This window comes from Brevibacillus reuszeri, from assembly GCF_001187725.1.
Classification (GTDB): Bacteria; Bacillota; Bacilli; order Brevibacillales; family Brevibacillaceae; genus Brevibacillus; species Brevibacillus reuszeri.
In genome coordinates, this window is sequence record NZ_LGIQ01000007.1 from 655,809 (window position 1) to 669,033 (window position 13,225).

A 13,225-nucleotide genomic window follows, 5' to 3' on the forward strand; every position below is an offset into this window, starting at 1 on the left:
TTTGGGAGGTGGATCACCTATGGATATGAATCAGTATTTGGACATGTTTATTGAAGAATCAAAAGAACACTTGCAAGCCATTAACGCCAATTTGTTGCTGCTCGAGAACGATCCAAGCAATATTGCGCATGTGAAAGAAATCTTTCGTTCTGCCCATACGCTAAAGGGAATGTCCGCAACGATGGGATTCGAGGACATGGCTAGTCTGACCCACGAAGCAGAGAATGTTCTTGATCTCATCCGAAATGATAAATTGACGATTAACAGCGACATTATGGATGTCATTTTCCAAAGTATCGATCTGATTGAAGGCATGGTAATTGACATTACCGAGGGTGGGGACGGTTCAGCGGATGTATCTGTTCCCGTGAAAAAGCTCCGCGCGATTGTAGCCGGTGATTTTTCTGTAGAACAAGAAATCGCAGCGACGGCGGTTGCCGAGCCAGAAGCGCCAGCAGCAGATGCAGGGCAAGCCCAAGAGTATGATCTGGATGATTATGCTCTTATGGTTATGGAGCAATCCAAGGAACTCGGCAACCAGCCTTTGTGGATTAAAGTGACTTTGAACGAAAACTGCTTGCTGAAAGCAGCTCGCTCGTACATGGTTTTTGATCAGCTGGAGTCGCTTGGTGAAGTAATTAAGACGAAGCCATCTGTTGAAGATATTGAAAACGAGCGTTTTGAACAATCGTTTGAAATCGCTTATGTAACGATGCAGCCAATCGAAAAAATCAAGAGTGTAATTCTAAACATTTCCGAGATTCAGGATGCGATCGTTGAACCCATCCAGATCAAAGAAAAAGTTCAGCAAGCTCCTGTAGCAAAAGAGCCCGCTGCTCCTGCCCCACAAAAAGCACAAGAGGCAGGGCCCGCTGCAGCGAGAAAGACGGGCGCAGGTGGGAAGACCATTCGCGTGGATATCGATCGCCTAGACATTCTCATGAACCTGTTTAGTGAGCTGGTCATTGACCGTGGCCGACTTGAGCAGTTGGCGCGTGAGATTGGAAAGAGCGAGCTTCAGGAAACGGTTGAACATATGAGTCGAATCAGCGGCGATTTGCAAAACATCATTCTGACGATGCGCATGGTTCCAGTCGAGCAAGTATTTAATCGCTTCCCTCGTATGATTCGTGATTTGCAGAAAGACTTGAGCAAAAAAGTGAACTTGGAAATTTTCGGAGCAGAAACCGAGCTTGATCGTACGGTAATCGACGAAATTGGCGATCCGCTCAACCACCTGCTGCGCAATTCACTCGACCACGGCATCGAGTCCCCAGCGGATCGCAAAAAGGCTGGCAAGCCAGAAGAAGGAACGATTGAGCTTCGCGCGTTCCATAGCGGTAACCACGTATTTATTGAAGTAAAAGACGACGGTGCTGGCATTAACAAGGAAAAGGTACTGAAAAAGGCTCTCGAACGTGGCGTCGTGACGCAAGCGATGGCAGACAGCATGAGCGACAAGCAAATTCATGAATTATTGTTTGCTGCCGGTTTTAGTACAGCAGATGTGATCTCTGACATTTCTGGTCGTGGCGTAGGACTGGATGTCGTCAAATCGAAGATCGAATCGCTTGGTGGTAGCGTTGGTGTAGATTCTGTACGCGGTCAAGGGACAACCTTCCTGATCCAGCTTCCACTGACCTTGTCTATCATTTCCGCGATGCTAGTACAGGTTCAAAATGAGAAATATGCGGTTCCACTGAGCTCAATTATCGAAACGGCGGTCTTCAAGAAAGAGCAGATCATGATGGCTCACCGTCAGAAAGTAATCGATTTCCGAGGCCGTGTAGTTCCTCTCGTATCGCTTCAGGATATCTTTCAGGTGCCGAGCAACGGGAATCAAAACGATGACGAAGTGGCTGTGGTCATCGTGCGCAAGGGAGAAAAAATGGCTGGTCTCGTCGTAGACTCATTCATTGGTCAGCAAGAAATCGTCTTGAAATCTTTCGGTAAATATCTGGTCAATGTATTTGCGATTTCAGGCGCTACGATCCTGGGTGATGGACAAGTCGCACTCATTATTGACTGCAATGCATTGATTAAGTAGAGGAGGGGCAGCCAGATGCTCGATCAAAAAGAAATCGTAAGCGAAGTCAAAGTGATCGTGTTCCGATTGAAGGATGAAGAGTACGGAGTAGAGGTGCACCAAGTAAAATCTATCGAGAAGCTGGAGCATATTACAAGAGTTCCACGTACACCGAAGTTCGTCAAAGGGGTCATCAATCTGCGTGGCGTCGTTACTCCGATTATTGACCTTCGCAATCGATTCGGCTTGGAAGACAGCGAATACTCCGAAGCAACTCGCATCATCATCGTTGCGGTAGGCGAATTGGAGGTTGGATTGATTGTAGATGCAGCGAATGATGTCATTGACATTCCTGTAAATGCAATCGAACCGCCACCAGAGGTAGTAGGTGGAGTCGAAGCCGCTTACCTGCGTGGTGTAGCAAAGCTGGATAGAAGGTTACTGATCCTGTTGAATCTCGATAAAGTTTTGAGCACTGAGGAAATCAAGCAGTTGGACGCAATCGAGGGATAAGAAAATGGCCTATTTTACCAAGTTTGGGGATTTCCAATTTGACGTGTTGCGCGAAATAGGGAATATCGGTGCGGGTCATGCCGCCACAGCCCTCTCCAAGCTCATGCAAAAAGAAATCGATATGAAGGTCCCACAGGTGAGTATTATTCCGTTCGATGAAGTAGCTGATTGTGTAGGTGGAGCGGAAACGGTAGTGGTAACGGTTTTCCTTCGTGTGGAAGGAGACAGCCCGGGCAATATGTTTTTTATCCTCGACCTGGATTCTGCCAAGCATTTGCTTCTGCAGATCACGGGGATTGACAAGGACGTGTATGAGTGGGGAGATCTGGAGGTCTCCGCTCTGCATGAAATCGGGAACATTTTGACCGGGTCCTACCTCTCATCGTTGGCGGATTTAACCAAGCTGAATCTACAGCCTTCTGTGCCTGCATTGGCTGTAGATATGGCGGGTGCCATTCTTAGCTATGGATTGATTGAGTTGGGTCAAGCGGGTGACTTTGCCCTCACGATTGACACAGCCTTTTTCGAAGGTAATGAGCAAGTGAAGGGGAATTTTTTTCTGATTCCTGATCCAGAATCGCTACCCATTCTATTTCATTCACTAGGAGTTCCGTTTGATGGAGATTATTAAGATTGGTATGGCCGATCTCGGTGTGGCAAAGCCTCCGAGTCGGCTGCGTACCACCGGTTTAGGCTCATGCGTAGGGGTTGTCCTCTACGATAGCACTCATAAAATTGCTGGCATGGCACATGTGATGCTGCCCGAATCATCTCTGGCAAAAAGTGGGGAACTATCTATAGGGAAATATGCGGATACCGCTATTCCTCACCTGATTCAACTGATGGAGCAAGCTGGCGCATCGACGCGCCATATCGTGGCAAAGCTGGCTGGCGGCGCTCAGATGTTCGCTTTTTTAGGAAACAACGACACAATGCGTATCGGACCAAGAAATGTGGAAGCATGCAAGATGGCTTTGAAGGATGCCCATATAAAGATAGTGGCTGAAGATACAGGGGGAAACTGCGGTCGGACTATAGAACTGGATGCCACGAATGGGACACTTCAAATCCGGACGGTAAATCAAGGTGTGAAGGAAGTATAAGTATGCTGGGAACCATTTGGATTAATTTAGGCTTGGGAGTGCTTGCTTTTATCGTGACGCTGGCAGCAGCTGGGGCGGGTAATGTTTGGTTGGTCTCCTTCGTGCGAGCAGGTATTGCATTCGCCGTTTTTTTCCTCGCCGCATTTCCAATCCGCTGGGTGCTTGCAATCATCACGCATACAACCGCTAGTCCCGTTGGTGAAGCAGGGGAAGCCGCGTCAGGGGAGCCGGTGGCTCCTCTGGAAAATCCTCAACAGGATTCGAATCGGGAAGATCCAGAGGAATCGTTTTCCCCACTTTCCTTGTCGAAGATGGAAAAGATTCAACCAATTGAGGATCCCACCACCGTTGCAGAGGTCGTTAGACGCTTATCAGATGAGTAAAGGTTGGTGACTAAATGTGGCACGGCTAACAAGTCAAGAGAAAACAAAAGAGTTCGATAAATGGGTTATGTGGAAGCAAGAAGGCAGTCGCGAGGCGGAAGTTGATTTGATCACGCGCTTTCTACCGCTGGTTGACAAGGTAGCGAATCGATTGGCGATTAATTTACCTGCAAATGTAGATAAGGATGACTTGATTAGCTACGGCCGTTTTGGTCTCTTAGATGCTCTAGCCAAGTTTGACCATACCCGTGGACTGCAATTTGAAACGTACGCGATGTGGCGTATTCGCGGAGCTATGATTGACGGTTTGCGTGAGAATGACTGGATTCCACGGACAGTGCGGGACAAGGCTAAAAAAATCGAAGAAGCGTATACCACTTTGGAACAGCAAATGTTGCGCATGCCAACCGACCGAGAAGTTTCGGATTATCTCGGGATAAGCGAAAAAGACCTGCAACAAGTATTTTTGGAAACGTCCCTCGCCTCCATGGTCTCTATAGATGAAGCAGTCGGTGACGAGGATGAACAAAAAACAGCAAGGCATTCCTATATCGTTGATGAAGTTACACCACGTCCCGAAGCGGTTGCAGAAGTAACAAGTTTAAAGGAAGTTTTGGTTACTGTTATTGATAAACTTCCTGAAAAAGAGCGCCTTGTCGTATCGTTGTTCTATTTTGAAGAGATGACGTTATCGGAAATTGCTGAAATCATGAGTCTGTCACCATCGCGTATATCACAGCTGCATTCCAAGGCTCTTTTCCGTCTCCGATCCGCGTTATCCAGATGGAAGACGCAATTGATGTAGGTACGACAATACCCAATCTTGAGAGGGGTAGAATGATGGAAGGGATCGGTAATTATCGTTTTGAGATCAAACTGTCTGCTGATAAGCTGGAAGCTGGAATTATTTTAAAAGTAGATGAAACTGAGCTTGATAACATCGTGGTAATGGAAAGTGATGTGCTCAAAGCACTTCAAGCACAGAAGGTGAGCTTCGGCATAAAACACGAAGTTGTTCAGGCGATATGTACGACTCCAGCGAACTTTGCCAATGTATTTGTAACAATTGCAGCAGGTTCGCCTCATGTGGTTGGAGAGGATGGATACGTTGAGTATCCATATCTGAAAACCATAGAGGCAGGCACGGGTCCGAAAGAGCTGGAAGACGGTCGTGTAGATTTTTACAACGTGACAAGCATACCAAATGTTGTCAAAGGACAGTTGTTGGCGAAAAAAATACCGGCTGGACAAGGTCAACCAGGAAAAACCGTTACCGGAGAGCCCATCGCTCCCAAAGCCGGCAAGGAAGTTATCTTGAAGCCTGGAAAAAATGTAGTGCAGAATCCAGAGCGAACCATGATCTATGCAGCAATGGATGGACAGGTTTCTTTTACGGATCAGGATAAGATGAATGTGTTTCCCGTGTTTGAAGTAAACGGGGATGTCGATTTTGGTGTTGGCAACATTGATTTCGTGGGAACGGTGGTCATTCGCGGGAACGTATTGAATGGATTTCGTGTAAAAGCTTCTGGTGACATACGTGTCTTGGGCAGTGTGGAAGGCGCAGAGCTGGACGCTGGAGGCTCCATTGAAATCAAAAGTGGAATTGTAGCTCAGGATAAGGGTTCGATTGTTGCTGGGCATGATATCCGGACTTCCTTTATTCAAAATGCCAATGTGACAGCAGCCAATCAAATTATTGTGACTCAAAGCATCATGTTCTCTAATGTTCGCGCAGGGAAACAAATTATTTGCAAAGGCGCAAAAGGCATTATTATCGGTGGTGTACTGCAAGCCGGCGAGAAAATTGGGGCACGTATTTTTGGCAATAACAGTGCGACGCCTACGGTGCTTGAGGTAGGTGTCAAGCCGGAGCTGCGTCAAGAGCTCGCATCGCTGCAAAAAGAATTGCAAGACGTGTATGAAAATTTGCGTAAAACGGATCAGGGTCTTGGCGTGCTCAATCAAATTTTGCAGGTAACGGGAGAGCTGCCACCTGAAAAACGAGTCATGCAAATTAAACTGACGAATACCCGTTTAGTGCTTGAAAAAGAGAGCAAGGCTCTAGAATCCCGAAAAAAGGATGTAGAAGCCGAACTGTTAGGAGAAGGTCCCGCAGCGGTTGACGCTTATCACGTCATGTATCCCGGGATCAAAATGACGTTTGGCAAGCTTGTCCATTTTATCAAGCATGAGTATGCGCGTACCCGATTCATGGTGATTGACGGAGAAATCAGCAGCACAACCCTCCTTTAAAAAGCAATCGAGTGCTAGAATGGTGGGTAAGAGAGGTGTAGCCTGATGAGTTTAAAAACGATTGAGTTACAGGTTGCTTTGCCCCGCACACTAGAAGTTACGCGCATACAAGAGCAACAACAGCAGCGCACCATGCATGAACAACAATCCATGATCAATCAGCGACGGGAACTGGATGAGCACTTGCGTCAGCGTCCACACGACGTGGATCCTACACAGAAAAATCAGATTCGCGAGCGGGAGCAAAGAAAGGGCAAGGGTGGCTTTGAGCAATCCGCCTCTTCATCAGAGGAAGAGAAGGAAGCTGGATCAGGTGATAGCACCTCTTCTGCTTCAACGATCTCGATGAGAGACCCGATGCGCGGACGTTTTATTGATATATCGTTATAATGAAGGATAGGAAAAGATAAGCCAGAAATAAAGGTGACCAACATGGAAGTAGTGTACCCCATCCTGATCGGAGCAGGAATCATTAGCATGATACTTGCCTTGTTTATCCAAAGGAAGTCACCTATTGATTCCGATTCTGCGACACAAACACATCGCTCGATAGACAAAGCAGAGCTGGAAAAAGACATGCAAAAAATCAGCAGACAACTGAAGCAGGAACATGAGCGGTTGTCTGCTGACGTTCAAGATACCCGTGCGGATTTGTTACAGGAAGTGCAGCAGCTTCGTAAACGGATTGACCAGTTAGAAAAGCAAGGATCAGAACGGTCTCAAATGATTGATCCGCCTCTTAAGAGCGAGCCGGTTTTAACGAGTGAGCCAGTCGCGGAAGTAGACATGCTTGCACTCCGGGAGCGTTATCGTCGTGCGTTTGAGCTCAGCAAAGAAGGTCTGTCCTACGATGAAATTGCGAAAAGACTTGGAGCAGGTCGTGGAGAAATCGATTTGATATTTTCATTAGCTGCAAAAAATGAAAGAGGTCAAGCAGATGCGTAAAAAAGAACTGTTGTTCGGTTTTGGTGCTGGTCTGCTTGTCGCAACTTCCGTTTTAGGTGTGCTTTCGTCAAGAGAAACGGAGTTGGTTCCCGTTATTACGAAAGAGCAAATCAAGAAATCTGCTGAGGAAATGCAAATGGTCATCCTCACGCCAGATGAGTATGAGCAATGGCAGCAGGAGAAGAAAGTAAGTGTGCAGCCTACACCAACCGCTCCGAAAGCCCCAAAGACGCCTTCCCTGGAGCAAACGTCAAAGCCTCAGACAAATTCTCCAGAAGCACCAGAAAAGGCAACGGTTGATCAAACAACACCTCCCAAAGCTGCTGGAGCGGCTGTCACACAAACGCAAGCACAGTCACCTGCCGGGACGACAGGTACCACTGCGCCTGCAACGACGCAGACACCTACAGCACCGATTGTAGAGACGCCAAAAGTGGTGGAAAAAAAGCATTCCTTTACCGTTCCATATAAAGCCACTGCTGAACAGGTGGCGCGTATTCTCGTGGACGAAGGGGTTCTTCCTGCTGATAATAAATTCGTCGATCAGCTGCGGTCACAAAACAAGCTGAATCGAATCCGTGTAGGTACATACGAAGTGAGTGACTCTGCTACAGAAGCGGAGATCGCGACCCTGATAACTACTCCGCCTAAGAAATAAGGCGGATTTTTTAATGCGTAAGAATTGGTAAGCACGAAGCTTATAAATTCTGGAGCGCATAAAAGCATTCCGCTAAACGCGGTCGCTCCTCCCTGTGGAAGCCTCGGCAGAGGTTTTTTTACGAAAAAAATGGTAGTTGTTTGTTGCAATTGAAAGTTCCATATGATATATTCAATAACGGTGTTGAAATCGCACGTCCACCAATTCCGGTAATGGTGCTGCCTATGGCAGAATTGCTTGGAACATGCGGTGTGGCGGAGGTACGCATCAAAAAAACCATTTTTGAAGGAGGTGTGAAATATGGCAGTAATTTCGATGAAACAGTTGCTCGAAGCTGGTGTTCACTTCGGTCACCAAACTCGTCGCTGGAACCCGAAAATGGCTCGCTATATCTTCACCGAACGTAACGGAATCTACATTATCGACCTGCAAAAAACCGTTAAAAAAGTAGAGGAAGCGTACAACTTTGTTCGTGAACTCGCTCAAGACGGCGGTAAAGTGCTCTTCGTAGGTACGAAGAAACAAGCACAAGAATCCGTTAAAGAAGAAGCTGAACGTACAGGTCACTACTTCATCAACCAACGTTGGTTGGGTGGTACTTTGACTAACTTCAGCACAATCAAAAAACGTACAGGTCGCCTGGCTGATCTGAAACGTATGGAACAAGACGGTACTTTCGAAGTATTGCCGAAGAAAGAAGTAATCGTTCTTCGCAAAGAAATGGATCGCTTGGAGAAATTCTTGGGCGGTATCGCTCATATGGATAAACTTCCAGATGCTCTGTTCATTATCGATCCTCGTAAAGAGCGCATCGCTGTTGCAGAAGCTCGCAAATTGGGTATCCCAATCGTTGCAATTGTAGACACGAACTGCGATCCAGATGAGATCGACTACGTGATCCCAGGTAACGATGACGCTATCCGCGCAGTTAAGCTCTTGACTGCGAAAATGGCAGATGCTCTGCAAGAGGGTAACCAAGGTACAGAGCAACAAGCTACTACAACAACAACTGCGTAAGCAAGTGTAAAAGGGTGGACTGAGGGTGTCAGAACCCCTGTCCACCCTTTTTTACTAAATCAGAAAGTATAGACTTCACGTATCTACATCCTGATTTAGCAAGAATAACCTTCCGCTAAAACGCGGTCGCTCCTCTTTGGAGGAAGTCTCAACAAAGGGTTTCTTATACAGGATGGCATGGCTAACATTCTTATCCTGTATAAGTGCTGCTGCAGTTTTGGACGCGGAGAATCCTTCTCCGAAATCAGCAAACAATAGAGGTTGCTGAAACGTTTTCTTAACAGAATGCTTCTATCTACATTATAATGAGATCGTAACTTTCCTTAGGAGGTTTAACCAAATGGCAATTAGTGCACAATCGGTTAAAGAACTACGTGAGCGCACAGGCGCAGGAATGATGGATTGCAAACGTGCGTTGGAAGAAACTGGCGGAGACATGGAAAAAGCAATCGACTTGCTCCGTGAACGCGGAATTGCAAAAGCAGCGAAAAAATCCGGTCGTATTGCGGCTGAAGGTCTGACAGCAACTGCTGTTGCTGGTAACGTAGCAGCTGTAGTAGAAGTAAACTGCGAGACAGACTTCGTTGCGAAAAACCCTGAGTTCCAAACACTTGTTAAAGACATCGCTGAGCATGTAGTTTCCCAGCGTCCTGCAAATGTAGAGGAAGCTCTGGAACAACCGTTCAAAGGTGCTGGCGAGACTCTCGCTCATGTCATCAATGAAAAAATCTCCACGATCGGAGAAAACATCTCTTTCCGTCGTTTCGCTCTTTCCGAAAAAACAGATGCTGGCGCTTTCGGTGCTTACCTGCACATGGGCGGAAGAATCGGTGTTCTGGTAACACTCGAAGGTACGCAAGATGATACTTTGGCAAGAGACCTGGGAATGCACGCAGCAGCGTCTAACCCACGCTTCGCTAACCGTGAAGAGGTTTCTGCTGATGAGATCGAGCGCGAACGTGAAGTTCTGAAGAACCAAGCACTGGCAGAAGGCAAGCCTGCAAACATCGTTGAAAAAATGGTGGAAGGCCGTCTCTCCAAATTCTTCGAAGAGTACGTACTGGTTGAACAACCATTCGTTAAAGATCCAGACAAGAAAGTATCTGCTTTGTTGAAAGAGGCAGGTGCATCCTTGAAAGAATTCGCTCGCTTCCAAGTAGGCGAAGGTATCGAGAAGAAGCAAGAAGACTTCGCAGCTGAAGTTATGGCGCAAGTAAATAAGCAATAATATTGATTTATAGGGAACACCTCCGTGTTCCCTATTTTCAAAAGCGAGAGTTTCACACCATGTGAAACTCTCTGCATGTAAAAAGCAAGTGTGCTTTCAAACGTGAGAAGGATTGCGCACTAGGTATAGAGAATGATTCATGAATGGAGGCCGTTTCACATGCCACTTCCTGCCTATAAACGGGTTGTGTTAAAGTTGAGTGGGGAAGCACTGGCGGGAGAACTCGGGTACGGTATTGACCCGAAGGTGATTTTTTCCGTTGCGAACCAGATCAAGGAAATCGTAGAGTTGGGTGTACAAGTCGCAGTAGTCGTCGGAGGAGGTAATATCTGGCGCGGACTTTCCGGCAGCTCCAAAGGAATGGATCGGGCAACAGCCGATTACATGGGAATGCTGGCAACGATTATGAACTCACTCGCCATGCAGGATGGGTTGGAAAAGGTGAACGTCCCAACACGTGTTCAAACTTCGATTGAAATGAGACAGGTTGCGGAACCATACATACGCCGTAGAGCGATTCGTCATTTGGAAAAGATGCGTGTCGTCATCTTTGCAGCGGGTACAGGTAATCCATACTTCTCAACCGATACTACAGCAGCTCTGCGAGCAGCTGAGATCGAAGCAGAAGTCATCCTGATGGCAAAAAACAAGGTAGATGGGGTTTATTCAGCAGACCCGAGTCTTGATCCGACCGCTGAAAAGTATGACCAGTTGACTTTCCTGGAAGTACTGAACAAAGGTTTGGGTGTGATGGATTCCACCGCATCTAGCTTGTGTATGGACAACAGTATTCCACTCATCGTCTTTAACATTTCCGAAGAAGGCAATATTCGCCGCGCAGTCATGGGCGACAAAATCGGTACTCTGGTTAAGGGGGAATAATCATGCCACAATCCGTGCTGAAAGACATGGAAGATCGCATGAACAAAGCGATCAATACATTGAAAAAAGACCTTTCCAGCCTCCGTGCTGGTCGTGCGAATCCAGCGATGCTGGATCGCGTACTGGTTGACTACTATGGTTCACCAACGCCAATTAGCCAGTTAGCCAATATTAGCGTTCCTGAGCCACGGATGTTGATTATTCAGCCATGGGATAAAGCAGCGCTGAAAGAAATTGATCGTGCTCTTCAACAATCTGATCTGGGTATCTCTCCTTCCAACGATGGCGTGGTCATCCGGATGGTAATCCCGCCGCTGACAGAAGAACGCCGTAAGGATTTAGTTAAATTAGCAGGAAAAAGCGGAGAAGACAGCAAGGTTGCGATTCGCAACATCCGCCGTGATGCTAACGACGACATTAAGAAATTGGAAAAGGCAGCGACCATTTCCGAGGACGAATCTCGTCGTCATCAAGAAAGCATCCAAAAGACTACCGATAAATTTATTGCAGAAGTCGATAAGATCGTTAAGGATAAAGAGAAAGACATCTTGGAAGTGTAATACAAGGTTATCCCCCTCAAGTGAGGGGGATGTACGTCTATATCTCTCATTACGGGGGAACACTTTATGTTAGAACATCTGGCGCGCAAATGGGCCCGCAAAGAGACTCAACCAATACCAGAAGAATTGGATCGTAGCGGCAAAATTCCGCAACACGTTGCGATTATTATGGATGGGAATGGTCGTTGGGCCAATATGCGCAATTTACCCCGGGTCGCCGGGCACCGGGCAGGAATGAAAACGGTAAAGGAAGTAGTCAAGGTTGCAGACGATTTAGGAGTTCGCTATGTAACCATGTACGCTTTTTCTACCGAAAACTGGAAGCGCCCAAGAGACGAAGTCGATTTTCTCATGAAGCTTCCGCAGGAGTTTCTGTCGACAGAATTAAAAGAATTAATTGAACGTAACGTGCGAATCCGTATGTTAGGAAGCAAGGACGAATTGCCGTCTCACACGTTAAAAGCATTAATTGAAGCGGAAGAGCGAACCCAGGACAATACTGGTCTGCAACTCAATTTTGCCTTGAATTACGGAGGACGAGACGAAATTGTAAAAGCATTTTCGATGATGGCGTCCCAAGTAAAAGCGGGCGAACTCGACCCTGAGAAGCTGGATGAAGAAGTTATTTCCCGCTACCTGTACACAAGCGATATTCCCGACCCTGACCTCTTGATACGCACTAGTGGTGAGATTCGCTTAAGCAACTTCATGCTATGGCAATTGGCCTACACGGAATTGTGGTTTACGGATGTTCTTTGGCCTGATTTTTCCCGTGAACACTTTTACCAAGCGATTGTGGAGTACCAAGGCCGAGCTCGTCGCTACGGGGCGGTATAGCCGAGAGGTGGAATCAGTTGAAGCAACGAATAATTACTGGCCTGATTGGTGGGGCGGGCTTTCTTCTCTTAATTTATGTTGGAGGAGCCTGGTACTCACTATTGGTTTTTTTACTGGCTGTCATTGGCCTGTTCGAATTTATGAGGATGGCTGGCCTCCAGCCATTACATGCAGCAGGGATACTTGGATATGTGCTGTTGGCGAGCATTTTATGGCCGTCACTCGCATTTTCAAGCTGGTTAAACATCAGTATGCCGGATCTGATGTTGCCGGTTCTCCTTCTCTTGTTGATTTACTCCGTTTTACGGAAAAATCAGTTTCACATTGAACACATCGCCCTTACATTGGTGGGGGCGTTATACATAGGTTATGGATTTACGTATATGGCCGCTGCACGCAATCTTCCAGAAGGCTTTATGCTGACCGTTCTCGTCATTCTGGCAATCTGGTCGACCGATTCTGGTGCCTATTTTGTCGGAAAAGCGATCGGAAAACGCAAGCTCTGGCCAGAAATCAGTCCCAACAAGACGATTGAGGGTTCCATCGGTGGTTTGCTGGCTTCGATCATCGTTGTACTCGGAGTAAATGCTATCTTCGGCAATCTGACACTTTCAGAGGCATTGACAATCGCCTTTGTTGCAGGGATAGTTGGTCAATTGGGAGATCTGGTGGAATCAGCGTTTAAGCGTCATTTTCACGTAAAAGATTCAGGACAGCTCATACCCGGACATGGGGGCGTTCTGGATCGCTTCGATAGTTTTTTACTCGTTTTTCCGGTTTTGCATCTGCTAGGTATCGTCTGAAACCTGTTGCATAT

The 13,225-nt window shown here is 46.9% G+C and carries 16 protein-coding genes; all 16 read left to right on the forward strand.

Annotated elements, in window-relative coordinates:
* Nucleotides 1-19 precede the first annotated feature (19 nt).
* The 16 genes from ADS79_RS12900 (at nucleotide 20) to ADS79_RS12975 (ending at nucleotide 13,211) form a co-directional block, all read left to right on the forward strand.
* Nucleotides 20-2,047, forward strand: a complete 2,028-nt coding sequence (locus ADS79_RS12900) for a chemotaxis protein CheA (protein ID WP_049738791.1) — start codon at nucleotides 20-22, stop codon at nucleotides 2,045-2,047.
* Nucleotides 2,048-2,062: 15 nt separating this feature from the next.
* Nucleotides 2,063-2,539: a chemotaxis protein CheW gene (locus ADS79_RS12905; protein WP_049738792.1), complete on the forward strand. Its 477-nt coding sequence runs from the start codon at nucleotides 2,063-2,065 to the stop codon at nucleotides 2,537-2,539.
* A gap of 4 nt (nucleotides 2,540-2,543) precedes the next feature.
* Entirely contained in the window at nucleotides 2,544-3,170 is a 627-nt protein-coding gene (locus tag ADS79_RS12910; protein ID WP_049738793.1) for a chemotaxis protein CheC, read from the forward strand.
* Nucleotides 3,157-3,642: a chemotaxis protein CheD gene (locus tag ADS79_RS12915; RefSeq protein WP_049738794.1), complete on the forward strand. Its 486-nt coding sequence runs from the start codon at nucleotides 3,157-3,159 to the stop codon at nucleotides 3,640-3,642. Before ADS79_RS12910 ends, ADS79_RS12915 begins: the two co-directional genes overlap by 14 nt.
* Nucleotides 3,643-3,644: 2 nt before the next feature.
* On the forward strand, nucleotides 3,645-4,025 hold the full coding sequence (locus ADS79_RS12920; RefSeq protein ID WP_049738795.1) for a hypothetical protein: 381 nt from the start codon (nucleotides 3,645-3,647) through the stop codon (nucleotides 4,023-4,025).
* Nucleotides 4,026-4,041: 16 nt separating this feature from the next.
* The gene (locus tag ADS79_RS12925) at nucleotides 4,042-4,830 is read left to right on the forward strand and encodes a FliA/WhiG family RNA polymerase sigma factor (protein WP_049738796.1); all 789 of its coding nucleotides are present in this window, start codon (nucleotides 4,042-4,044) and stop codon (nucleotides 4,828-4,830) included.
* Between the two features lie 32 nt (nucleotides 4,831-4,862).
* Nucleotides 4,863-6,281, forward strand: coding sequence for a DUF342 domain-containing protein (locus ADS79_RS12930; protein ID WP_236699966.1), 1,419 nt, complete (start codon nucleotides 4,863-4,865; stop codon nucleotides 6,279-6,281).
* Between the two features lie 45 nt (nucleotides 6,282-6,326).
* Nucleotides 6,327-6,671 (forward strand): hypothetical protein, encoded by a 345-nt coding sequence (locus ADS79_RS12935; RefSeq protein ID WP_049738797.1) that lies wholly within the window; start codon nucleotides 6,327-6,329, stop codon nucleotides 6,669-6,671.
* A 42-nt stretch (nucleotides 6,672-6,713) separates the two neighbouring features.
* Nucleotides 6,714-7,226 carry a sigma factor-like helix-turn-helix DNA-binding protein gene (locus tag ADS79_RS12940; protein WP_049738798.1) on the forward strand — a complete coding sequence of 171 codons (513 nt, stop codon included), beginning with the start codon at nucleotides 6,714-6,716 and terminating at the stop codon, nucleotides 7,224-7,226.
* A complete protein-coding gene (locus tag ADS79_RS12945) occupies nucleotides 7,219-7,884 on the forward strand; it encodes a DNA polymerase III subunit gamma/tau (RefSeq protein WP_236699967.1) in 666 nt (221 codons plus the stop codon). Before ADS79_RS12940 ends, ADS79_RS12945 begins: the two co-directional genes overlap by 8 nt.
* A gap of 300 nt (nucleotides 7,885-8,184) precedes the next feature.
* Nucleotides 8,185-8,901, forward strand: a complete 717-nt coding sequence (rpsB, locus tag ADS79_RS12950; protein WP_049738800.1) for a 30S ribosomal protein S2 — start codon at nucleotides 8,185-8,187, stop codon at nucleotides 8,899-8,901.
* A gap of 340 nt (nucleotides 8,902-9,241) precedes the next feature.
* Entirely contained in the window at nucleotides 9,242-10,129 is an 888-nt protein-coding gene (tsf, locus tag ADS79_RS12955) for a translation elongation factor Ts (RefSeq protein WP_049738801.1), read from the forward strand.
* 159 nt (nucleotides 10,130-10,288) lie between these two features.
* Nucleotides 10,289-11,011: a UMP kinase gene (gene pyrH, locus ADS79_RS12960; protein WP_049738802.1), complete on the forward strand. Its 723-nt coding sequence runs from the start codon at nucleotides 10,289-10,291 to the stop codon at nucleotides 11,009-11,011.
* A gap of 2 nt (nucleotides 11,012-11,013) precedes the next feature.
* The gene (gene frr, locus ADS79_RS12965) at nucleotides 11,014-11,571 is read left to right on the forward strand and encodes a ribosome recycling factor (protein WP_049738803.1); all 558 of its coding nucleotides are present in this window, start codon (nucleotides 11,014-11,016) and stop codon (nucleotides 11,569-11,571) included.
* A gap of 66 nt (nucleotides 11,572-11,637) precedes the next feature.
* Nucleotides 11,638-12,408, forward strand: a complete 771-nt coding sequence (locus tag ADS79_RS12970) for an isoprenyl transferase (RefSeq protein ID WP_049738804.1) — start codon at nucleotides 11,638-11,640, stop codon at nucleotides 12,406-12,408.
* 17 nt (nucleotides 12,409-12,425) lie between these two features.
* Nucleotides 12,426-13,211, forward strand: coding sequence for a phosphatidate cytidylyltransferase (locus ADS79_RS12975; RefSeq protein ID WP_049738805.1), 786 nt, complete (start codon nucleotides 12,426-12,428; stop codon nucleotides 13,209-13,211).
* Nucleotides 13,212-13,225 lie beyond the last annotated feature (14 nt).

Coding starts and splice junctions, on each gene's coding strand:
- ADS79_RS12900 (WP_049738791.1), top strand. CDS start 20: ATGGATATGAATCAGTATTTGGACATGTTTATTGAAGAATCAAAAGAA.
- ADS79_RS12905 (WP_049738792.1), top strand. CDS start 2,063: ATGCTCGATCAAAAAGAAATCGTAAGCGAAGTCAAAGTGATCGTGTTC.
- ADS79_RS12910 (WP_049738793.1), top strand. CDS start 2,544: ATGGCCTATTTTACCAAGTTTGGGGATTTCCAATTTGACGTGTTGCGC.
- ADS79_RS12915 (WP_049738794.1), top strand. CDS start 3,157: ATGGAGATTATTAAGATTGGTATGGCCGATCTCGGTGTGGCAAAGCCT.
- ADS79_RS12920 (WP_049738795.1), top strand. CDS start 3,645: ATGCTGGGAACCATTTGGATTAATTTAGGCTTGGGAGTGCTTGCTTTT.
- ADS79_RS12930 (WP_236699966.1), top strand. CDS start 4,863: ATGATGGAAGGGATCGGTAATTATCGTTTTGAGATCAAACTGTCTGCT.
- ADS79_RS12935 (WP_049738797.1), top strand. CDS start 6,327: ATGAGTTTAAAAACGATTGAGTTACAGGTTGCTTTGCCCCGCACACTA.
- ADS79_RS12940 (WP_049738798.1), top strand. CDS start 6,714: ATGGAAGTAGTGTACCCCATCCTGATCGGAGCAGGAATCATTAGCATG.
- ADS79_RS12945 (WP_236699967.1), top strand. CDS start 7,219: ATGCGTAAAAAAGAACTGTTGTTCGGTTTTGGTGCTGGTCTGCTTGTC.
- rpsB (WP_049738800.1), top strand. CDS start 8,185: ATGGCAGTAATTTCGATGAAACAGTTGCTCGAAGCTGGTGTTCACTTC.
- tsf (WP_049738801.1), top strand. CDS start 9,242: ATGGCAATTAGTGCACAATCGGTTAAAGAACTACGTGAGCGCACAGGC.
- pyrH (WP_049738802.1), top strand. CDS start 10,289: ATGCCACTTCCTGCCTATAAACGGGTTGTGTTAAAGTTGAGTGGGGAA.
- frr (WP_049738803.1), top strand. CDS start 11,014: ATGCCACAATCCGTGCTGAAAGACATGGAAGATCGCATGAACAAAGCG.
- ADS79_RS12970 (WP_049738804.1), top strand. CDS start 11,638: ATGTTAGAACATCTGGCGCGCAAATGGGCCCGCAAAGAGACTCAACCA.